The following is a 21,602-nucleotide window of genomic DNA, read 5'->3' on the forward strand; positions in this document are numbered from 1 at the left end:
AAGCACAGCGTTGAGCGAATAACAGTTCAAAGCGATGAAATATTCCCCATTCCTGCTCTTTAACGGCGCCCAGAAGCACAGTTGCCGGAAAAAGCCGCGATACAGCCGCTAATTGCCGACCAAATGAGCGCCCAGAGGTCGTCGTGGCGCCAGGGTCTCGATATACTCGGCCCCTGCGAGCGCAAGACCCCCAGTCTTGAGGGGCTGCTGTGCCAAAACGTCGTTGGGCGCCATCCAGCCGATTTGGCAGAGTTTCCCTTTAGTACGCCTTACGAGAAATGCATCACGCGGTGTATGTTGGTGCTGAAACGTTTTTTTCGAAGACGGCTATCCACTTGAAATACCCATGAAGCGTTACGGGTCAGAGGCACCCTCGGCATGATCGAACTCGAACAAGAAGATCCTATCCCGCAAGGCGATCTCGCCCTGCAAATCACCGCACTCCCGCGTGAAACCAACGGTTTCGGCGACATCTTCGGCGGCTGGCTGGTCGCGCAGATGGACCTGGCTGGCACCGCAATGGCCAGTAAAGTTGCAGGCGGTCGAGTGGCCACTGTCGCCATTGATCGCATGGCGTTCCTGGTGCCGGTCGCCGTGGGCGCGCAACTGTCCTTCTATACCCAGGCCCTGGAGATCGGCCGTAGCTCGATCCAGATGATGGTCGAGGTGTGGAGCGATGACCCGCTGTCCAGCGAATGGCGCAAGGTTACCGAGGCGGTATTCGTGTTCGTCGCCATCGATGGCAGCGGTCGTACGCGTTCGGTTCCGTCGCGCGCGCGTTAAACCTCACCGGGTTTTAACGGTCAATTGCCCCATTGCCTGCCATTGAGAGTGCTTTGTTATGCCGACGCCCCACGTTGAAACCGTGAAAATCGACGAGCTGGATTGCTGGCGCATCCGCCACAACGGCGCCGAGCTGATGGTGGCCCAACAGGGCGCGCATATCTTCAGTTACCAGCGCGCCGGCGAGCAGCCGCTGATCTGGCCGAACCCTCAAGCGGTGTTCAAACAGGGCAAGGGCATTCGTACCGGCGTACCGGTGTGCTGGCCGTGGTTTGGCGTATTCGACCGCAACCCGCAGAGCGTGAAGGCGATGCGCCAGAGCGAGCAACCAGCCGGCGCCCACGGTTTTGTGCGTACCGCGCTGTGGGAATTGGCCGCGAGCGAGTGTGAAGGCGACGCGTTGCGCGTGGACCTGGTGCTGCCGGTACCGGCAGGCGGCTTTCCGGGCTGGCCCCATCAGGTCGACCTGAAGCTGAGCGTGTTGCTGGACGACCAGTTGCATATCCACCTGACCAGCCACAACCGTGGCACTGACACCGTGACCCTCAGCCAGGCGCTGCACACCTACTTTGCCGTGAGCGATGTGCGCAAGGTGCAGGTCGAGGGCCTGGACGGGCTGGCGTATATCGATACCGCCGACGGCTGGGCCGTGAAGAATCAGTCCGGCCTGCTGCACTTCACCGCCGAGACCGATCGCATCTACCTCGACACACCGCCCCAACTGGCTATCGTCGACAACGACTGGCAGCGTCGCATCCAGCTCACTGCCGAGGGCTCGACGTCGACAGTGATCTGGAACCCCTGGACTGAACGCGCGAAGGCGTTCGACGACATGGCTGACGATGGTTGGACCGGCATGCTGTGCATCGAAACGGCGAACGTGCTGGACGATGTGGTCAGCCTGGCGCCCGGTGAACGTCACACCTTGGGCGTGAGCATCACCGGTATCGCCTTGTAGAAACGCCGATCAAAATGTGAGACCTGGCTTGCCTGCGTCGCAGGCAAGCCAGCGCCCACATGGGTAAGTGTTGGGCCTTAGAGATCTGACTCCTTCACCACCCGCACTTTCCCCGCATCCAGCGCATAAGCGGCGTCCGCCAGATCATTATTCACTTTCTCCACCTTCAACGTGCCCGTCACCCACAGCGGTGTGTAGATGTCATCCAGCTTCAGCCCCTTGGGATAGCGCACCAGTACCAACTGGTTAGGCGGCGGAGGCGGCACGTGGATGCAGGCGCCTGGGTACGGCACCAGGAAAAACAACGTGCTGCGGCCCTTGCCGTCGGTTTCCAGCGGCACCGGATAGCCGCCGATGCGGATGTCCTTGCCATTCATGGCGGCCACGGTCTTGGTCGAATACATCACCGCCGGCAAGCCCTTGCTCTGCTTCAGGCCACCCTTGTCGGTGAACGTACCTTGGGCTTCGGGGGAGTTGTGGTCGATCTCGGGCATGGCTTCGAGGGCTTTTTGATCCGACAACGGCATCAGGTCAAGCCAGTCGGTTTCCGGCAGTTCGCCGGCATGGGCCAGGCCAGAGCCCAGCAATAAGAGCGTAAACAGAAGACGGCGCATGGAGGGGCTCGACAAGGTTAACAGTGTCGGCATTCTAGCCCCCTGCGCCTGCGCAGCGCAGAGGGCCGTGACGCTAAATCATTTTTTTCGCAGCAGACCGTAGATCACCAACAGCACGATGGCGCCGATCAGCGCGCCGAGGAAACCTGCGCCTTGACCTGCCTGGTAGATGCCCAAGGCCTGACCACCGTAGGTGGCCACCAGGGAACCTGCGATACCCAGCAGGATGGTCATGATCCAGCCCATGCTGTCGTCGCCGGGCTTGAGGAAACGCGCGAGCAGACCGACGATCAAGCCGATAAAGATGGTTCCGATGATACCCATGGCATTTCCCTCTGATTGAATGTGAGTCATGGCAAAGCCTAGTCAGGCTTTGCCATCCTGCAATCAGAGAGACGGCGGCAACCAATGGTTCCCGCCGATCCGAGGCTTATTGCTCGGCGATCAGCGCCTCGACCTTGAGGATCTGCGCCTCGAGGGTCGCACGATCCTTGCAACGCAGGTTGGCGTGGCCGACTTTGCGCCCGGCCTTGAAGGCCTTGCCGTAGTGATGCAGATGGCAATCGTCGATGGCGATGACCTTTTCCACTGGCGGTACAACACCGATGAAATTGAGCATGGCGCTCTCACCGACCTTCGCGGTGGAGCCCAGCGGCAAGCCCGCAACCGCCCGCAGGTGGTTCTCGAACTGGCTGCACTCGGCGCCTTCGGTGGTCCAGTGCCCGGAGTTGTGCACGCGCGGGGCGATTTCGTTGGCCTTGAGGCCACCGTCGACTTCAAAGAACTCGAACGCCATCACGCCGACGTAGTCCAGTTGCTTGAGCACACGGCTGGAATAGTCTTCGGCCAGGGCTTGCAGCGGGTGGTCGGTGCTGGCCACGGACAGCTTGAGGATGCCGCTGTCGTGAGTGTTGTGCACCAACGGGTAGAAGCGGGTTTCACCATCACGGGCGCGCACGGCAATCAGCGAGACCTCGCCGGTGAACGGCACGAAGCCTTCCAGCAGGCAAGCGACACTGCCCAGCTCGGCGAAGGTGCCGACCACATCGGCTTCGGTGCGCAGGACTTTCTGGCCCTTGCCGTCGTAACCCAGGGTGCGGGTTTTCAGCACGGCCGGCAGGCCGATGCTGGCGACGGCAGCGTCCAAGTCTGCCTGGGACTGGATATCGGCGAAGGCCGGGGTCGGGATGCCCAAGTCCTTGAACATGCTCTTCTCGAACCAGCGGTCGCGGGCAATGCGCAGGGCTTCGGCGCTCGGGTACACCGGCACGAACTGCGACAGGAACGCCACGGTCTCGGCCGGGACGCTTTCGAACTCGAAGGTCACCAGGTCGACTTCATCGGCCAGCTGGCGCAGGTGGTCCGGATCGCTGTAGTCAGCGCGCAGATGTTCACCCAGGGCGGCCGCACAGGCGTCCGGCGCCGGGTCCAGGAAAGCGAAGTTCATCCCCAGCGGGGTGCCCGCCAGGGCCAGCATGCGACCCAATTGGCCGCCACCGATTACACCGATTTTCATCGTCAACAACCTCAGGCAATGCGTGGGTCTGGATTGTCCAGCACGCTGTCTGTCTGCTCAGCACGGAATTTTTTCAGCACCGCATGGAACTGCGGATGCTTGGCGCCCAGGATGCTGGCGGACAACAACGCGGCATTGATCGCGCCGGCCTTGCCGATCGCTAGGGTTGCCACCGGGATACCGGCTGGCATCTGCACGATGGACAACAGCGAATCCACGCCCGAGAGCATTGCCGACTGCACTGGCACACCGAGCACCGGCAGGTGGGTCTTGGCCGCACACATGCCTGGCAGGTGCGCTGCACCGCCTGCACCGGCAATGATCACCTCGATGCCACGGGATTCTGCTTCATCGGCATACTGGAACAGCAAATCCGGAGTGCGGTGGGCGGAGACCACTTTCACTTCGTAGGGAATGCCGAGTTTTTCCAGCATATCGGCGGTGTGGCTAAGGGTGGACCAATCGGACTTGGAGCCCATGATCACGCCAACCAATGCACTCATCGTCGTGCCTCTTCTCTCTGGGCGCCCACAGGCGCGTCAAAAAACAACAAGCCACGCGGGAAATCCGGCGTGGCTTGTTGTACGAATTAAGGCCGGTTGGACCGGCCGAAGGCCGCGCAGTATACCGTAATAATCAAGATAAACAGCCCCTTGGATGACCATCTGTCTAGCGGCGCAAACCAGCGGTTTTATTGACTTTCAGGTCAGCGAAAACACCACAAAACCCTGTGGGAGCTGGCTTGCCTGCGATGGCGGAGGCTCGGTGTCTGAAATGTCGACTGATACACCGCTATCGCAGGCAAGCCAGCTCCCACATTTGATCTGTGTTGGCTCAGGTATGCTGCGCTGCCCCACCTTCCAACTTGCGCCACAACAACCGCACATTCGCCTTGCGCACCAGTGCACAGCGATACAGGCGGATCTCCAGCGGCACATGCCATTGCGGCCCGCCGCACACCACCAGTTCGCCACGGGCCAACTCCGCCCGCACGCTCAACTGCGGCACCCAGGCAATCCCCAAGCCTTCAAGGGCCATGCTCTTGAGACTGTCCGCCATGGCCGTCTCATACACGGTGGTAAAGCGCAGTGCGCGTTGGCGCAGCAGCAGGTGCACCGAACGCCCGAGGAACGCGCCAGCACTATAGGCCAGCAGCGGCACACTGCCCTCGCCTTCCAGGTCGAATAGCGGCTTGCCGTCGGCATCGGCGGCGCACACCGGGAGCATTTCGGTGTTACCGAGGTGCAGCGACGGGAAGATTTCGGCGTCCATCTGCATCGCGGCGTCCGGGTCGTAGAATGCCAACATCAGGTCACAACCGCCTTCGCGCAGCGCGTGCACGGCGTCACCGACGTTGGTGGCCACCAGCCGCGTGGCGATGTTCAGGCCTTCGTTGCGCAGTTGTGCGATCCAGCGCGGGAAGAAGCCCAGGGCCAGCGAGTGGGCGGCCGCCACTTGCATGACTTCGCCCTGCCCGCCTTCCAGGTGATGCAAATGGCGCAGGACTTCGCCCAACTGCTCAACGACCGTACGCGCAGTCACCAGGAACAACTGCCCCGCCGCCGTCAGCTCGACCGGCGTGCGCGAGCGGTTGACCAGGGTCAGGCCCAGCGCGGCTTCCAGGCTGCGGATACGTCGGCTGAACGCGGGCTGGGTGACAAAGCGCCGCTCTGCCGCCTGGGAAAAGCTGCGGGTTGCCGCCAAGGCACTGAAGTCTTCCAGCCATTTGCTCTCAAGGTTCATCACTTCCTCCCACGGGTACGCACCATTTTGGCACACACGCCCGCCATGATAACCGGGTCACACCGACATTATGCCGTTTGTGCATAGGCCAGTGTTTAACAGCATTGGCCCAAAAAGCTCTACAAGCCTAGCATTCGCAGCGTTCCGGCCAGTTCCGGGTCCATATCGAGATGATTTCCGTCATGTCCTCCGCTGCATCTTTCCGCACAGAAAAAGACCTGCTTGGCGTACTCGAAGTACCTGCCCAAGCGTATTACGGCATCCAGACCCTGCGAGCGGTGAATAACTTCCGCCTCTCGGGCGTTCCGATTTCGCATTACCCCAAATTGGTGGTCGGCCTGGCAATGGTCAAGCAAGCGGCGGCTGATGCCAACCGCGAGCTGGGTCAACTCAGCGAAGCCAAGCACGCGGCTATCAGCGAAGCCTGTGCCCGTCTGATCCGCGGCGACTTCCACGAAGAGTTCGTGGTGGACATGATTCAAGGCGGCGCTGGCACTTCTACCAACATGAATGCCAACGAAGTCATCGCCAATATCGCGTTGGAGGCCATGGGCCACAACAAGGGCGAATACCAGTACCTGCACCCTAACAACGACGTGAACATGGCGCAGTCGACCAACGACGCCTACCCCACCGCGATCCGCCTGGGTCTGCTGCTGGGCCATGACGCGCTGCTGGCCAGCCTCGACAGCCTGATCCAGGCGTTCGCCGCCAAGGGCGAAGAGTTCAGCCACGTGCTGAAAATGGGCCGCACCCAACTGCAAGACGCCGTGCCGATGACCCTCGGCCAGGAATTCCGCGCCTTCGCCACCACCCTCGGTGAAGACCTGGCCCGCCTGAAAACCCTGGCGCCAGAGCTGCTGACCGAAGTCAACCTGGGCGGCACCGCCATCGGTACCGGCATTAACGCCGACCCGCGCTACCAGGCCCTGGCCGTACAGCGCCTGGCTGTAATCAGCGGCCAGCCGGTTGTCCCAGCCGCCGACCTGATCGAAGCCACCTCCGACATGGGCGCCTTCGTGCTGTTCTCCGGCATGCTCAAGCGCACCGCGGTGAAGCTGTCGAAGATCTGCAACGACCTGCGCCTGCTGTCCAGCGGCCCGCGCACCGGCATCAACGAGATCAACCTGCCGGCCCGCCAGCCAGGCAGCTCGATCATGCCCGGCAAGGTCAACCCAGTCATCCCGGAAGCCGTGAACCAGGTTGCGTTCCAGGTGATCGGTAACGACCTGGCGCTGACCATGGCGGCCGAAGGCGGCCAGCTGCAGCTGAACGTGATGGAGCCGCTGATCGCTTTCAAGATCTTCGACTCGATCCGCCTGCTGCAACGTGCCATGGACATGCTGCGCGAGCACTGCATCGTCGGCATCACCGCCAACGAAGCGCGCTGCCGCGAACTGGTGGAGCATTCCATCGGCCTGGTGACCGCGCTGAACCCTTACATCGGCTATGAAAACGCCACCCGCATCGCGCGCATCGCTCTTGAAAGCGGCCGCGGCGTGCTGGAACTGGTGCGCGAAGAAGGCTTGCTCGACGACGCCATGCTCGACGACATCCTGCGCCCCGAAAACATGATTGCCCCACGTTTGGTCCCGTTGAAGGCCTAAGCGTTTGTTGCACCGCTCACCAGGTTGAGGGACTAGACACCTCTCACCTTTTGAGGGCCTGAAGGCTCGTTCTTCAGGCCCTTTTTTTTGCCTCAAGGTTGTGAAATGACGCCCATAAAAAATCCAATATCGCCCTGCAAACCCTCCTTGCCCGCCGCCGCCTGGCTGAAACCTTTAATCAGACCGTGCAGACGGATGATGCTCGCCTAGGTATAGTGCCGCCCCTCTTCGCGTCAGAGATCGTCGGTAACGAGGTCCTGGACAGCGCGAAACCGCATGAATAACAACACCCGCAAAAGGATTGGGGTCGAAGCGTCGTGCACTGCCTGGTGCCATACGACGTGTCGGACCGTCCTGCGTTTGCCATTAGAAAAATCAGCGAGGAACACTCCATGCTCGAAGTCATCAACGACTTCCTCTCAGGGAAAGTCCTGATCGTGCTCATTGTCGGGCTCGGCGGTTATTTCACGATTCGCTCGCGTTTCGTTCAGTTGCGCCACTTTTTCCACATGTTCTCGGTGTTTAAAGACAGCCTGAAGAGCAGCTCCGGCCAGCTCAGTTCGTTCCAGGCGCTGATGCTCAGCCTGGCTGGCCGCGTCGGTGCCGGTAACATCGCCGGCGTCGGTATCGCCGTGACCCTGGGCGGCCCAGGTGCCGTGTTCTGGATGTGGGTCACCGCGCTGGTGGGTATGTCTTCGAGCTTTATCGAATGCTCCCTCGGCCAGTTGTACAAACGTACTGATGCGGAAGGCACCTACCGTGGCGGCCCGGCCTACTACATCCAGCACGGCCTGCAGAAGCGCTGGCTGGGCATGGTCATGGCGTTCCTGCTGCTGGTGACCTTCGGCTTCGCCTTCAACGGCCTGCAAGCCCACGCCGTGACTCACTCGCTGAACAACGCCTTTGGCCTGGACACCACTTACACCGGGCTGGCCCTGGCGGTATTGCTGGGCCTGGTGTTCATCGGCGGGATCAAGCGCATCGCGTCGATCGCCGACCTGCTGGTGCCGGTCAAGACCCTGGTCTACATCGCCGTGACCCTGTACGTGATCGTGCTGCAATTCGACCACGTGCCGGCCATGCTCGCGACCATCGTCAAGAGCGCCTTCGGCCTCGACCAAGCCTTTGGTGGCCTGGTGGGCAGCGCAATCATCATGGGCGTGAAGCGCGGCGTGTTCGCCAACGAAGCCGGGTTGGGCAGTGCGCCCAACGTGGCGGCGGTGGCTTCGGTAGAACACCCGATCGCCCAAGGCGTGGTGCAGGCATTCAGCGTGTTCCTCGACACCTTCGTGATCTGCACCTGCACCGCGTTGCTGATCCTGCTTTCCGGCTTCTATACCCCGGGTTTCGAAGGCGACGGCATTGCCCTGACCCAGAACTCCCTGGCGGCGGTGGTCGGCGACTGGGGCCGCATGTTCATCTCGGTAGCCCTGGCGTTGTTCGTGTTCACCTCGATCATGTACAACTACTACCTGGGCGAGAGCAACCTGCGCTTCCTGGTGGGTAACAACCGTAAAGTCTTGATGGGCTACCGTGCGCTGGTGCTGGTGCTGATTTTCTGGGGTTCCATCGAGAACCTGAGCACCGTGTTCGCCTTCGCCGACATCACCATGACGATGCTCGCGTTCGTCAACCTGTTCGCCCTGGCGTTCCTGTTCAAGATCGCCATGCGCATCCTGAACGACTACGACAACCAGCGTGCAGCGGGCATCAAGACCCCGGTGTTCGACTCCAGCCAATTCCCTGACCTGGACCTGGATCGCAAGGCCTGGCCAGCGAATCCGGTGAAGCCTGAGCCAACGGCTCACGCATCGGCAGAGCTGAACACTCAAGCGCAACGCTGAGCGTAGCCCGCCTAGATAGATGACACGCCGCCCGGCCTTGGGCATGCTCTGGGCCCGGCGGCGTTTTTCGTTCAGGAGATCTTATGCAACCCGCTAACAACGTAATGGTGCTCTACACCGGCGGTACCATCGGCATGCAGGCCAGTGCCAATGGCCTGGCGCCTGCATCCGGTTTCGAGGCCCGCATGCGTGAGCAACTGGCCAATCAGCCAGTGCCCGCCTGGCGCTTCCAGGAAATGTCGCCGCTGATCGACAGCGCCAACATGACCCCCGCCTACTGGCAGCGCCTGCGCACCGCCGTGGTCGACGCCGTAGAGGAAGGCTGCGACGCCGTGCTGATCCTGCACGGCACCGACACCCTGGCCTACAGCGCGGCGGCCATGAGCTTCCAATTGCTGGGCCTGCCGGCGCCGGTACTGTTCACCGGCTCGATGTTGCCCGCCGGCGTACCGGACAGCGATGCCTGGGAAAATGTCAGCGGCGCCCTCGCCGCGCTGGGTGAAGGCCTGGCGCCGGGTGTGCAGTTGTACTTCCACGGTGCGCTGATGGCGCCGACCCGTTGCGCGAAGATCCGTAGTTTTGGTCGCCATCCGTTTGCCGCCTTGCAGCGCAATGGTGGCGTTGCCAAGGCCGACGCAATTCCCGCCGCCCTGGACTATCGCCAGCCCAAAGCACTGGCCAACGTCGGCGTGCTGCCGCTGGTACCGGGCATTGCCGCCGGGCAACTGGATGCACTGGTCGACAGCGGCATCCAGGCGCTGGTGCTGGAATGTTTTGGCAGCGGCACCGGCCCGAGCGACAACCCGGCGTTCCTCGCCAGCCTCAAGCGTGCGCAAGATCTTGACGTGGTCGTGGTGGCAATCACCCAATGCCATGAAGGCGGCGTGGAGCTCGACGTGTACGAGGCCGGTAGCCGCCTGCGCGGCGTTGGCGTGCTGTCCGGTGGCGGCATGACCCGCGAAGCAGTGTTCGGCAAGCTGCAGGCCCTGCTCGGCGCCGGGCTGCTCACCAGCGAAGTGCGCCGCCTGGTAGAGCTGGACCTGTGCGGCGAACTGCGCTGACCGGCATATAACTTGCTGTCCTTCCAGCCTCCCCTGGCTGGAAGTTCCCATGCTGCACTCCCACCTCACCACCCTCAATGCGGTCTCCCTGGTGCTCAGCACGTTCAAGGCCGAAGGCGTGCCCTTTGATGCGCTGTTGGCCGGTAGCGGTATCTGTGCCGCGGACTTGAACCGCGCCGACACGCGCATCGCCACGCACCAGGAGATGCAGGTGTGTGCCAATGCCGTCGCCCTGCAGCGCGATATCGGCTTGATCGTGGGACGGCGCATGCACGTCTCGTCCTACGGCATGCTCGGCTACGCCCTGCTCACCAGTGCCACTTTCGGTGACGCTTTGCGCCTGGCGCTGCGTTATCCGGCGCTGTTGGGAACACTCTTCGAACTGAGCCTGGAGGAGGACGGCGAACGTATCTGGTTCACCGCTGGCGATTACCGCGAGAACCCGGCACTGGCCGCCTTCAATGTCGAGCTGTGCCTGGGGTCGCTGAAGGTTATCTGCGACGACCTGCTCGGCCACCCGCTGCCCTTGCTGGGCGCGCGCTTTGAGTACGATGCGCCGGATTATCAAGCGCGCTACACCGAGTCTTTCGACTGCCCGTTGCAGTTCCAGGCCACCGCCAACGCGTTCGCCTTTGATAAACGCTGGCTGGCCCAGCCCTTGCCCCTGGCCGACACCGTGACCCACCAGGCCATGGCGGAGCGCTGCCGTAAACAGAACACCGAATTTACCGGGCGCGAGGCCTGGCTGGGACGAATCCGTCAATTGCTCGCGTCGCAACTGCACGCTGCACCTGGGCTGGAGGGCCTGGCCCAGCAGATGAACTGTTCGCCGCGCACCCTGCGCCGGCACCTTCATGACCTGGGCTGCAGTTATCAGGAACTGCTCGATGAACTGCGTTTCGAGCGCGCCAAGCAGTGGCTGGCGCAGGACCAGTGGCCCATCCACCGGATTGCCGAACAGTTGGGTTTCAGTGAGACCGCGAGTTTCAGGCATGCGTTTGTGCGCTGGAGCGGTGTGGCGCCGAGTCAATTTCGCCCCTGACTCGCACCGCGCGCTGCCTTCGCGAGCAGACCATGCGCTCCCATGGGGCGAATTACGGACAGACAATCTGGCCATATTTATCCCCTTTTGGCCGCTCTTGCCGTTCTCATAACACCCGTCGCCAGCAAGACTGCATGCACCGATACCGCCTGCGGAGAACAACAACATGCTGACGATTTACTCGGACGATCACCACCTGCATCACGGCCGTTGTGAACTGATGGACGGGCAACTGATGCCCTGCTTCGAAATGCCCTCGCGCGCCGACCACGTGCTGCAACGCGTCAAGGACCGCGAACTGGGCCCTGTTCACCCGCCGCAGGACTTCGGCCTGGCACCGCTGCAGCGCATCCACAGCCACGACTACCTGGACTTCTTCCAGGGCGCCTGGGCGCGCTGGACCGAATTCGGCCAGGACGGCGACTTGTTGCCCTACACCTGGCCGGCGCGCACCTTGCGCCGCGTAGTGCCCGCCAGCCTGCATGGGCAGCTGGGTTACTACAGCTTCGACGGTGGCGCGCCGATCACCGCCGGCACCTGGCAAGCCGCCTACAGCGCAGCGCAAGTCGCGCTCACGGCCCAGGCCGCCATCCAACAGGGTGCCCACAGTGCTTTCGCCTTGTGCCGGCCACCGGGGCATCACGCCGCCAGCGACTTGATGGGCGGTTATTGCTACCTCAACAACGCCGCCATTGCCGCCCAGGCCTTCCTCGACCAGGGCCACAAAAAGGTCGCGATCCTCGATGTCGACTACCACCACGGCAACGGGACCCAGTCGATCTTCTACGCGCGCAGCGATGTGCTGTTCACCTCGATCCACGGCCATCCGGAAGCCGAGTTTCCGTTTTTCCTGGGCTATGCCGACGAACGGGGCGAAGGCTCGGGCGAAGGTTTCAACTTCAACTACCCACTGCCGGCCGGTTCCGGCTGGGAGTGCTGGAGCGCAGCGCTTGAAGAAGCCTGCGCAGAGATCGAGCGCTATGGCGCCGACATCATCGTCGTGTCCCTGGGCGTGGATACCTTCAAGGACGACCCTATCTCGCAATTCAAGCTCGATAGCCCGGATTACCTGGCAATGGGCACGCGCATCGCGGGCCTGGGCAAACCCACGCTGTTTGTGATGGAAGGCGGCTACGCCGTGGAAGAAATCGGCATCAATGCCGTCAACGTTCTTGAAGGTTTTGAAGGGGCTGCCCAATGAATATGCTCAAGTCACTTGTCCTCTGCGCTGCCGTTATCAGCGGTGTTGCCCATGCCGAAGAGAACACCCTGCGGGTCTATAACTGGTTCGACTACATCACCCCCAAGGCACTGGAAGACTTCAAGGCGCAGAACACCCAGGTCAAACTGGTGTACGACATCTTCGACACCAACGAGGCGCTGGAAGCCAAGCTGCTCACCGGTAACTCCGGGTATGACGTCGTGGTGCCGTCCAATGTGTTCCTGGCCAAGCAGATCGAAGCCGGCGTGTTCCAGCCGCTGGACCGCAGCCAGTTGCCGAACTGGAAGCACCTCGATCCCAAGCTGATGAAGCTGATCGAAGCGAACGACCCCGGCAACAAATTCGCGGTGCCCTACATGTACGGCACCATCCTCATCGGCTTCAACCCGGACAAGGTCAAGGCCGCGTTGGGCGCCGATGCTCCGGTAGACAGCTGGGACCTGATCTTCAAGCAAGAGAACATCAGCAAGCTCAAGCAGTGCGGCGTCGCGCTGCTGGATTCGCCGTCCGAGATCCTGCCGCTGGCCTTGCAACACCTGGGCCTGGACCCCAACAGCAGCAACCCCAAGGACTATGACAAAGCCGAAGCGCTGCTGATGAAGATCCGCCCCTACGTCACCTACTTTCACTCCTCCAAGTACATGGCTGACATCGCCAACGGTGACATTTGCGTCGCCGTCGGTTACTCCGGCAGCTTCTCCCAGGCCGCCAACCGCGCCAAAGAGGCCAAGAACGGCGTGACCGTGGACATGCGCCTGCCTAAAGAAGGCGCGCCGATCTGGTTCGATATGCTCGCCATTCCCAAGGGTGCCAAGAATCCGCAAGACGCCTACACCTTCATCAACTACCTGCTGCAACCCCAGGTGATCGCGCCGATCAGCGACTTTGTCGGCTACCCCAACCCCAACAAGGACGCCACCGAGCAGGTTGACCCGTCGATCCGCAACAACCCCAACCTGTACCCGACCGAGGCGGCGATGGCCACGCTCTACACCCTGAAGCCGCTGGGCCGTGACGCCGAACGCGCCCGCACGCGGGCGTGGACCAAGATCAAATCGGGCACCTGACACCCTTTGGCGGCACCCCATGGGTGCCGCTAACTAACTACCGCCGTCACCACTGAACACCTGGCTACTGTGGGGCAATCACGCTGCCAACTCGCGGCGACCCTTGCCTGACGGATTGCCCAATGACCGATTCTTCCTCACCCGACTCCCGAACGGCGCAGACCACCAATGCCCTGGTCACTCAGCTGACGACGGGGCCCTCAATGCGCGAGGTCGCCGCCAAGACCTTGCGCCCGGCCTTGAAAGCGCTTTACCCACAGCTTGATATCGACCCGGACCTGGCGATCGTCGTGTCGCCTTCCTGGCGGGTCGTGGAGGGGCAAGTCACCCCTGGCGCGCCTCGCTATGAACACCTCAGCAGCGTCCTGGCCCTGCAAGCCAACGCCGACACACCCGTGGTCTATATCGATGGCGAGCATTACTTGACCTACCGCAACACCAACAGTGGCCCGGATATTCATCTGCCGGTACGAATCGACGACATCGCCCGGATGATCAACGAATTCGCACCGCTGCTGTTCATTGCGCTCCAGGAACAACAATTGGATTACTGGAACCACACCGCCGACCCCACAGGGCCACGCTGGAAGACCTTTGCCAACACATTGCGCGGTGCCTGGGGCTTGCAGGGCAACGATTGGGACGAACACGAACAGGCCATCGCCAGGCTGGTGTTCCAATACCCCGACTACGCACTGCGACTACCCAATGACAAATACCGTACGCGCACCTATCTGATCGATGTCGATGTGAACAGGGATAACCGCATCAAACATCTCGGCTATGCCTCCTACTCGGTGTTGATTGGCACCCACGAGAAACGAGCCATCATCCTCGCCTACTCGATTGCCACCGGACACAAGCGATTCGACAGCCTTCAAAACCTGGGAGAAACCCTCAACCGTCATGCCGTCACCGTCCAGGGACATCCGTTGCACTGGCGGTTGTTCGAACCGGAAGGTGATTTTTTTGAGTTCCAGGCCTGTATGTTGATCAGCCAGCAAATCGACGCCCTCACCGAGATTGATTTTTCCGAACGGACCCCGCCCTCAGCCGACGATCCCGAGCAGCAAGACTTGACGCTGGAGTTCAATCAAATATCGGTAGCGAACCAGTCCAAACTGCAATTGATCCGTGATGTGATGCCTGACTGGCTGAAGAGCGCGTCATTCACCGATGGGTCGCTGTACAGCCGTTACTTGCTTGACCTGGCAATGCTCAATGACAGCCAGGCCAACAAGACCTACCTGGACGGGATTGCCCCGATCCGCGACTACGCCCTGCAAGCCCTCCAAGAGGCAATGCTCAAAGACCATCCGCGATCGACCAACCTGAACGTGCAAAACATTCGCGTCACCATCACCAGCCAAGTGGTGCTGGGGCTGTTCACCGCCCCAGGGTTGGTAGATACCCAGACCTTCGCCTTGGTCGACATGGCCCTGGAAAACCTGATCGCCCTGCCCCTGGGCAACAAGACGGTGTACTACGAAAACGGCGGTGATGTGCCAGAGTGGATGACTGCCGATTACCTCGAAAGCCTGATTACCCAAGTGGACGTCGGCAAGCACTATCCGGCTCTGATCAAGCGCACGCTGCTCGATAACCCGACCGAGTCCCTGCGCAGGCAAACGCTCTATGCCAACCAGTTGCGTCTGCAATTGCCGCTGCTGGCCTTGCAATACAAAATCCTCAACCAGTTCGGGGTGGATGAGCTGGGTTACCGCTACGTATGCGCCCTGATGAAAACCGACCCCGACCAGCGACGGGTCGACGGCCAGGCCATCGTGATCCGCCCCCTGGCTTTCATTCCCTCGCGCCGGTTGACGCAAACTGCGGACACTGTCGCCAACATGTTCGTGATCGGGCCTCAGGACGCCCAGGCAGGTCCGTGCCTGCTGTACCGTCCGCTGTCCAACATGCCGTTACTGCAATTTGCCTCGCACACCAACCTGCTCTACGCCATCAAACAGGACACCTCGCTGCGCCAGGCCGTGTTGGCCTGGCTGCCCGACAGCAGCCGTTTCAGCTATGCGCAGTTCGTGTTTCCCGGGTCATTATCTTCGCCGTGGGTCTTGTCCAAGCTGTTGATCGAACCGTTGACGGCCGTGGTCATGAGCGGGCCCATCGCCTTGGGTGATGGGGCTGTCGGCGGCGACTACATGGCCGCGCTGTTCAAGTCCAATGCCAACGCACTGGTAACGCTGGCCGACCAGCAATCGGTGTCCAACGCTGAAGGACGCTGGGAAAGCTTCAAGCAAGCCGGATGGCTGGTCTTCAATGCCGCATTGCCATTCCTGGGCAAGACGGTGGGCACGGCCGCCTGGATCAGGCAACTCGTGGATGATCTGGAGCAAGCCATCGAGGCGAATGAACGCGGCGACGTCGAGGCCAAATGGTCAGCCGTGACCGACATCATTCTCAACCTGGGCATGGCCCTGGCCCTGCATGTCGCCGACAGGCATAAACCGCCTGTGGCGCGCCCCGCCCGCAAACCGCCCGTCGACGAAGAGAAAACAACCCCACCGACGCCGGCGCGCGCGCCCACGATCATCCAGAAACCCGACATCGAAATCGCACAATTGCCCATCGGCCACGAACCCTCGCTGCATACACTGGGCACCCTGACCCGCCCCCCCCCAAGCCTGAAAAAGACCCTGGACAGCTTCAGCGTGGCCAAGCCCGAGGGCCTGGGGGCGCAACATGCCCAGGCGGGCGCCTATCAACATCTGTACCCCTTGCAAGAGCACTGGTACGCACCGGTCGCACAGCAGTGGTTTGAAGTGGTGGTCGACGAAAATGACGCCGTGATCATTGTTGACCCAAAGCAACCCACGCGCCTGGGCCCGGTGTTGATCAACAACCGCCTGGGCCAGTGGTTCATCGACACACGCCTGCGTCTGCGGGGCGGTGGGTTCAGGAGCCGCCTCAAAGGACGCCAGCGCCTGCGGCCGCCGAAGATCAATGAACTGCGCGAGCAACTGGACGCCTTCGACGATCAGAGAGAACAGAAACTGGCCGAGCTTATGGCTGCCCGCAACGCCAGTCTGGCGGCACCCTCCGCATCGGCCGAGGCCAAGCGGGCTGAATACACCAATAAGCTGCAAAAGCGCCGGGAGGAGTATGAGATCCCCATCGCCCAACTCAAGTCTCTGAACATTCTCGATACCGTCCCCGACTACCCGGAAAGGATGATCCATTACCTCAAGCATCAAGTCCTGCTGACACGAGCCACCATCGACGTGGTCAGGGACGACTTCCAGCAGCAACTCGACGACATTGGCCCGCACCTGAACGACGAGTCGCCGACGATAGACCTGCATCAACGCGTGGACGCGACGACAGTGCAAATGGTGCAGCAACTGGAGTATATGCACGCCCGCTTCAAAGACCTGCAAGGGCTTGGCGCCAATGGCCTTGCCTTCGTGGAAGACACTCGCCTGCACATGCCCGGCACCCGCCTCAATGACCTGAAAGCCTTTCGGATTTCACTGGCACGCTATTGTGCCCTGAAGACAGGCAATGCCGCCGCCCGGAGCGGTGCACGCCAGGCGCTCAACCGTATCGTCGAGTCAGCCGACCTGGCGGTTCAAAGCCTGGAGGAGGTCCAGCAACTGCAAGAGACAGCGCCTCTGAATGAACGGGTCGAGGTACTGGACAGCCTGGTGGACCAATTTGCCACGATCAACCAGGACCTTCTCGACCTGCCCGACGAATACCCGAGGGAGGTCTTGATCGAGCACCTCGAAGACGTGCGCCAACTGATCGATGAATTCGCCCAGCGCGCCACGCGGCAATTGGTGAGCGCCTTGCGCGAGCGGAAATCCCTGGAACCCAAGCCTCAAGCATCAGGCTCCAGCCAGGCGCCCCGGCGCAAAATCATCAAGACCCGTTACAAAGGTATGGTGGTGGGAGAGCCCCGGCCCCATGAGTCGGGCCTGGTCGATGTCACGGAGCCGCTTACCCACAAGGTCATCGCCACCTTCCACGAGAAAACGCCGGGCGTCTGGCTCAGGCGCGAACCGCCACGACAGGAAGCGTCCCGTAAACCGCCACCGGGTCTCTCCGCCAGCATGAAGAGCGGTCGGGAACTGCTCGCTGACGTGGATGGTTTTATCGAACGCACCAAGGTCCAGGCGCGCAAAAAGCAACGCTTGCCGGTGGAGATAGAAGAGAAAGTCCAGCGCCAGGCGAAAAAACTCGAGGAGGCAAGTGCGACCATCGAACACGCTGCCAATGCCACCAACCAAACCGATAACACCACTTCCGAAGCGCTACGCCAGCAGCTCGGCGTGGCCGTTAAAAAACTCTACGACGAAGGCCGGCGGATCAAGCTCGACATGCTTAAGACACGACCTCCCACTGCGGCCCATGTGCAACTGCTGCACCAGGCCAAGGAGGTCACCATAGCGATCAGCGGCAGCCGCCGCAGGCTCAAGGGCCCGCGTAAGGACTACCTGCAGGAATACGAAATACGTGACAAAAAGACTAAACGGGTTTTGTGGTACGCCCACTTTCACTACCAGGCCCCGAAGAGCGGCGATGAGCTTTACAGCGCAGCGCACTTGAAAACGCCCGAACAACGCCGCCTGGGAGGCGCATTCGTGGAGCGCGGCGTCACCTCGGAACAGGCCGGTATCGCGGTGTACCGCAGTGAAATCGGCCCACACCTGGCGCAGTTACTGTTCTTGGGTAAACCCACGGAGCCGGAGGCGTCTACGTCCACGCCTGGCGCAAGCGCATCAGTGCCGAGCTGATCTGCAGTTCGGGCACGGCAGCGAACCCCAGCACCAGACCGGCGCGCTGATCCACCGGCGTACAGGCGTCTGGCAGCCAGTAGTCGCTCAGGCCGTTGATTTCGACACCGACAACAGCGGCCTGGGCGATCAACGCCTGCTCACGCGCAACGTTCTGCACTGGCACCGTCAAGTGCAGGCCTGCCGCCACACTGGGCAATTGGCCAACCCCGTCAATGCCTTCAGGCCATTCGGCCAGCAACGCATCGAGTCGACCCAACGCTGCCCGACGCATACGCCGCACATGGCGCTGAAAGTGCCCTGCCGCCATGAACTCCGCCATCACTGCCTGGGTACTGACCTCCGAATGACGCACATCCACCGCGCGCCGCCGGGCGAAAGCATCCACCAGCGTGGGCGGCAGCACCAGGTAGCCCAAGCGCAGCGCCGGGAACGCGACTTTGCCGAAGGTGCCCACATAAAGAACCCGTCCGCTGCGATCCAGGGCCGCCAGCGGGGCCAGCGGAGCACCGCTGTAACGGTACTCGCCGTCGTAGTCGTCCTCGATGATCCAGCCGCCGCTGCGCTCGGCCCAGGCCAGCAGCTCCAGGCGACGGGCCAGGCTCATGACCACACCCAGCGGGTACTGATGGGAGGGCGTGACATAGGCCAGACGGCAGCCGTGGAGGCTGTTCAACGCGTGACAGTCAAGGCCTTCGCCGTCCACTGCCACGCCATGCAAGCGTCCACCGGCGAGGGCGAACGCATGCCGGGCAGCGCGGTACCCGGGATTTTCAACCGCCACACCGTCGCCGGGTACCACCAGCAACTGTGCACAAAGGCTGATCGCCTGCTGCGCGCCACTGGTGATCACAATTTGCTCAGCCGTGCCCTGCAAACCGCGGGAACTGCGCAAATACGCGGCGATCAATCCGCGTAATCGCTCATCCCCTGCGGGGTTGCCGTAACACAGTTGCCCAAGGTCCGGCTTACGCCAGAAAGCCGCACTCAGCTTGGCCCAGACGTCGAAAGGGAATAGATCGAGTGCCGGAACCCCTACCCGAAACGCTCGCGGCGGCCCCGTGGGCGGCAGGGGCAAATGGTTGTGCTCAAGCCGTTCCAACGCCGGGCTGTGGATAACTTTACCGAGCGAAAAATCGCGTTGTTGCGCGTCAATTGTGGATAAGGCTGGGGATAAGCCTGTTGAAAACCCTGTGGACAGTTTTGTGGATAATTTTTTTGCGCTGGGCAATTGTGCCACGTAGGTCCCATCGCCCACCCTGCCCTCAATAAACCCCTCCGCATACAGCTGATCGTAGGCGCGCACTACGCTGTTACGGGAAATCGACAACGCTGCCGCCAAGTCACGCGTGGCTGGCAATCGCGTGCCGCTGACCAGGCGGCCGTCCAGCACCCGCTGGCGCAAGGCGTCATACAGCTGGCGCGTCAGCCCTTGGCGGCGATCCAGCTCGATCCCGGCAGGGTTGAACGACAACGGCGGCGCAAGGGGTGACATGGCAGAAGCTCCGGAATTGGACCTATGAAATTGGCCCTAGATGGCTCTTACAACGAACCATTAGCCTGCCTAGGATGCAAGCATTCGCCAAGGAAAACTTCCATGTACACACCACGCGCCTTCGCCCTCGACGATTTGCCCGAACTCCAGCAACTGATCCAGCACACCCGCCTGGCCCAGGTGGTGACCTTTGGTGAGCAAGGCCTGCAAGCCAGCCACTTGCCGCTGCTGCTCAACCCCGATGAAGGCCCGAACGGCACGCTCTACGGCCACCTGGCGAAGGCCAATCCGCAGTGGCGCGACCTGCACAATGGCAGCGAGGCATTAGTGATCTTTGCCGGTGCGGAAGCCTACATCAGCCCGGCGTTCTACCCGGCGAAGGCCGAACACGGCAAAGTCGTCCCTACCTGGAATTACATCGCCGTGCATGCCTACGGCAAGGCCGATGTCTTCAGCGATGCCGAGCGTTTACTTGCGGTGGTCAGTGCCCTGACCGATCGCCACGAAGGCAGTCGCGCCCAACCCTGGACAGTCAGTGATGCCCCAGCCGACTACATTGACGGCATGCTCAAGGCCATCGTCGGCTTTGCCCTGCCGATCGACCGCCTGATCGGCAAACGCAAACTCAGCCAAAACCGCAGCCCGGCGGATATCGCCGGCGTGCGCGAAGGCCTGGCCGCCAGCGTCGATGTGCGCGACCAGACCCTCGCCCGCTTTATTCCTCAAGGAGCCTCAGAATGAGCCAGATCGACATCCGCCCGGTTACCGCCGCCGACCACGCCGCCTGGCTGGCGCTGTGGCAAGCGTATTTGACGTTCTACAACACCGAGTTGCCGGACGCCGTTAGCCAGAGCACCTGGCAACGCCTGATCGATGGCAACGAGCCTACTCACTCGGCCCTGGCCTGGCAGGACGGCAAGGCAGTGGGCATGGTCAACTTCATCTACCACCGCTCCAACTGGAGCATCGAGAACGCCTGCTACCTGCAGGATCTGCTGGTGGTCCCGGCCCAACGCGGCACCGGCGTCGGCCGCAAGCTGATCGAATTCGTCTACACCACTGCCAAGGCTGACGGCTGCTGCAAGGTCCACTGGCTGACCCATGAGACCAATGCCACCGCGATCCAACTCTACGAACGCATCGCCGAACGCCCTGGCTTCATTCAATTTCGCAAAGGTCTTTAAGGAGCGCAGCATGACTACCTCTCTCGCCGATTGGAAAGGCGTCCCGGCACCCACGGTCCAACTGCTCGAAGGGCGTTTTATCCGCCTGGAAAAACTCGACCCGGCCCGCCATGGCGACGACCTGTTCAACGCACTGCAAGGCCCCGGTGCCGACCCCAAGCTGTGGGACTACCTGCCTTACGGCCCTTTCCCCGAGCGCAGTGCCTTCAATGACTGGCTGAACAACCATGCTGCCCACAGCGACCCGTATTTTTTCAGCGTGATCGACCGTGCGACCGGCCAGGTACAAGGCATCCTCAGCCTGATGTCCATCGTGCCCGAGCAGGGGCGCATTGAAATCGGCCACGTCACCTTCGGCGCACCGATGCAGCGCTCGCCGAAAAGTACCGAGGCCGTGTATTTGCTGGCCAAGTACGCGTTCGAGCAAGGCAACCGCCGCCTGGAATGGAAGTGCAACAACGCCAATGGCCGCTCCAAGTACGCAGCAGAGCGGTTGGGCTTCAGTTTTGAAGGGGTGTTCCGCCAACACACCGTGGTCAAGGGCAAGAACCGCGACACCGCGTGGTACTCGATCATCGACTCGGAATGGCCGAAGGTGGGCGCCGGGTTTGAGGCGTGGCTGTCGGAAGGAAATCAACGGGGTGACGGGCAGGTGAAGTCACTGGCACAGTGCCGGGGCTGAGTCTTAGGTCGTTCCCACGCCTGTGGGAAC

Annotated in this window: 18 protein-coding genes; 12 read left to right on the forward strand and 6 right to left on the reverse strand. The window is 61.7% G+C overall.

Annotated elements, in window-relative coordinates:
* The first annotated feature begins 378 nt into the window (after positions 1–378).
* Positions 379–783: an acyl-CoA thioesterase gene (locus ATH90_RS28305; RefSeq protein ID WP_003176975.1), complete on the forward strand. Its 405-nt coding sequence runs from the start codon at positions 379–381 to the stop codon at positions 781–783.
* Between the two features lie 58 nt (positions 784–841).
* A complete protein-coding gene (locus ATH90_RS28310) occupies positions 842–1,741 on the forward strand; it encodes a D-hexose-6-phosphate mutarotase (RefSeq protein WP_098467594.1) in 900 nt (299 codons plus the stop codon).
* Between the two features lie 77 nt (positions 1,742–1,818).
* Here ATH90_RS28310 and ATH90_RS28315 read toward each other — a convergent pair whose 3' ends face one another.
* The 5 genes from ATH90_RS28315 to ATH90_RS28335 all read right to left on the reverse strand — a co-directional run bounded on the left by ATH90_RS28315 (position 1,819) and on the right by ATH90_RS28335 (position 5,614).
* Positions 1,819–2,355, reverse strand: coding sequence for a DUF3299 domain-containing protein (locus ATH90_RS28315; RefSeq protein WP_034110375.1), 537 nt, complete (start codon positions 2,353–2,355; stop codon positions 1,819–1,821).
* Positions 2,356–2,433: 78 nt separating this feature from the next.
* Positions 2,434–2,679, reverse strand: coding sequence for a GlsB/YeaQ/YmgE family stress response membrane protein (locus tag ATH90_RS28320; protein ID WP_015886585.1), 246 nt, complete (start codon positions 2,677–2,679; stop codon positions 2,434–2,436).
* A gap of 106 nt (positions 2,680–2,785) precedes the next feature.
* Positions 2,786–3,871: a 5-(carboxyamino)imidazole ribonucleotide synthase gene (locus tag ATH90_RS28325; RefSeq protein WP_034110377.1), complete on the reverse strand. Its 1,086-nt coding sequence runs from the start codon at positions 3,869–3,871 to the stop codon at positions 2,786–2,788.
* 11 nt (positions 3,872–3,882) lie between these two features.
* Positions 3,883–4,374: a 5-(carboxyamino)imidazole ribonucleotide mutase gene (purE, locus tag ATH90_RS28330; RefSeq protein WP_003176980.1), complete on the reverse strand. Its 492-nt coding sequence runs from the start codon at positions 4,372–4,374 to the stop codon at positions 3,883–3,885.
* 331 nt (positions 4,375–4,705) lie between these two features.
* Positions 4,706–5,614, reverse strand: coding sequence for a LysR substrate-binding domain-containing protein (locus ATH90_RS28335; protein ID WP_034110379.1), 909 nt, complete (start codon positions 5,612–5,614; stop codon positions 4,706–4,708).
* A 182-nt stretch (positions 5,615–5,796) separates the two neighbouring features.
* On the opposite strand from ATH90_RS28335, the gene aspA reads away from it, so the two are divergent.
* The 7 genes from aspA (at position 5,797) to ATH90_RS28370 (ending at position 18,211) form a co-directional block, all read left to right on the forward strand.
* Positions 5,797–7,221 (forward strand): aspartate ammonia-lyase, encoded by a 1,425-nt coding sequence (aspA, locus tag ATH90_RS28340; protein WP_010207594.1) that lies wholly within the window; start codon positions 5,797–5,799, stop codon positions 7,219–7,221.
* Positions 7,222–7,613: 392 nt separating this feature from the next.
* The gene (locus tag ATH90_RS28345) at positions 7,614–9,065 is read left to right on the forward strand and encodes an alanine/glycine:cation symporter family protein (protein WP_034110381.1); all 1,452 of its coding nucleotides are present in this window, start codon (positions 7,614–7,616) and stop codon (positions 9,063–9,065) included.
* 83 nt (positions 9,066–9,148) lie between these two features.
* Positions 9,149–10,126 (forward strand): asparaginase, encoded by a 978-nt coding sequence (locus tag ATH90_RS28350; protein WP_034110383.1) that lies wholly within the window; start codon positions 9,149–9,151, stop codon positions 10,124–10,126.
* A gap of 49 nt (positions 10,127–10,175) precedes the next feature.
* Entirely contained in the window at positions 10,176–11,168 is a 993-nt protein-coding gene (locus tag ATH90_RS28355) for an AraC family transcriptional regulator (protein ID WP_098467595.1), read from the forward strand.
* 166 nt (positions 11,169–11,334) lie between these two features.
* Entirely contained in the window at positions 11,335–12,369 is a 1,035-nt protein-coding gene (locus ATH90_RS28360) for a histone deacetylase family protein (protein ID WP_098467596.1), read from the forward strand.
* A complete protein-coding gene (locus tag ATH90_RS28365) occupies positions 12,366–13,457 on the forward strand; it encodes a polyamine ABC transporter substrate-binding protein (RefSeq protein WP_098467597.1) in 1,092 nt (363 codons plus the stop codon). The genes ATH90_RS28360 and ATH90_RS28365 overlap by 4 nt, the downstream gene beginning before the upstream one ends.
* Before the next feature lie 122 nt (positions 13,458–13,579).
* A complete protein-coding gene (locus ATH90_RS28370) occupies positions 13,580–18,211 on the forward strand; it encodes a dermonecrotic toxin domain-containing protein (RefSeq protein ID WP_098467598.1) in 4,632 nt (1,543 codons plus the stop codon).
* Here the strand turns inward: ATH90_RS28370 and pdxR are convergent.
* Positions 18,171–19,706 carry a MocR-like pyridoxine biosynthesis transcription factor PdxR gene (gene pdxR, locus ATH90_RS28375; RefSeq protein WP_098467599.1) on the reverse strand — a complete coding sequence of 512 codons (1,536 nt, stop codon included), beginning with the start codon at positions 19,704–19,706 and terminating at the stop codon, positions 18,171–18,173. The genes ATH90_RS28370 and pdxR overlap by 41 nt on opposite strands.
* Before the next feature lie 102 nt (positions 19,707–19,808).
* Between pdxR and ATH90_RS28380 the strand changes: the two genes are divergently transcribed.
* From ATH90_RS28380 to ATH90_RS28390, 3 genes are read left to right on the forward strand one after another with little or no spacing between them, the layout of a single operon-like run.
* Positions 19,809–20,447: an FMN-binding negative transcriptional regulator gene (locus ATH90_RS28380; RefSeq protein WP_098467600.1), complete on the forward strand. Its 639-nt coding sequence runs from the start codon at positions 19,809–19,811 to the stop codon at positions 20,445–20,447.
* Positions 20,444–20,890: a GNAT family N-acetyltransferase gene (locus ATH90_RS28385; protein ID WP_069078593.1), complete on the forward strand. Its 447-nt coding sequence runs from the start codon at positions 20,444–20,446 to the stop codon at positions 20,888–20,890. Before ATH90_RS28380 ends, ATH90_RS28385 begins: the two co-directional genes overlap by 4 nt.
* 10 nt (positions 20,891–20,900) lie before the next feature.
* The gene (locus ATH90_RS28390; RefSeq protein ID WP_069078594.1) at positions 20,901–21,572 is read left to right on the forward strand and encodes a GNAT family N-acetyltransferase; all 672 of its coding nucleotides are present in this window, start codon (positions 20,901–20,903) and stop codon (positions 21,570–21,572) included.
* Positions 21,573–21,602 lie beyond the last annotated feature (30 nt).

Origin of the sequence: Pseudomonas lurida (genome assembly GCF_002563895.1) — a bacterium.
GTDB classification, from domain to species: Bacteria; Pseudomonadota; Gammaproteobacteria; order Pseudomonadales; family Pseudomonadaceae; genus Aquipseudomonas; species Aquipseudomonas lurida.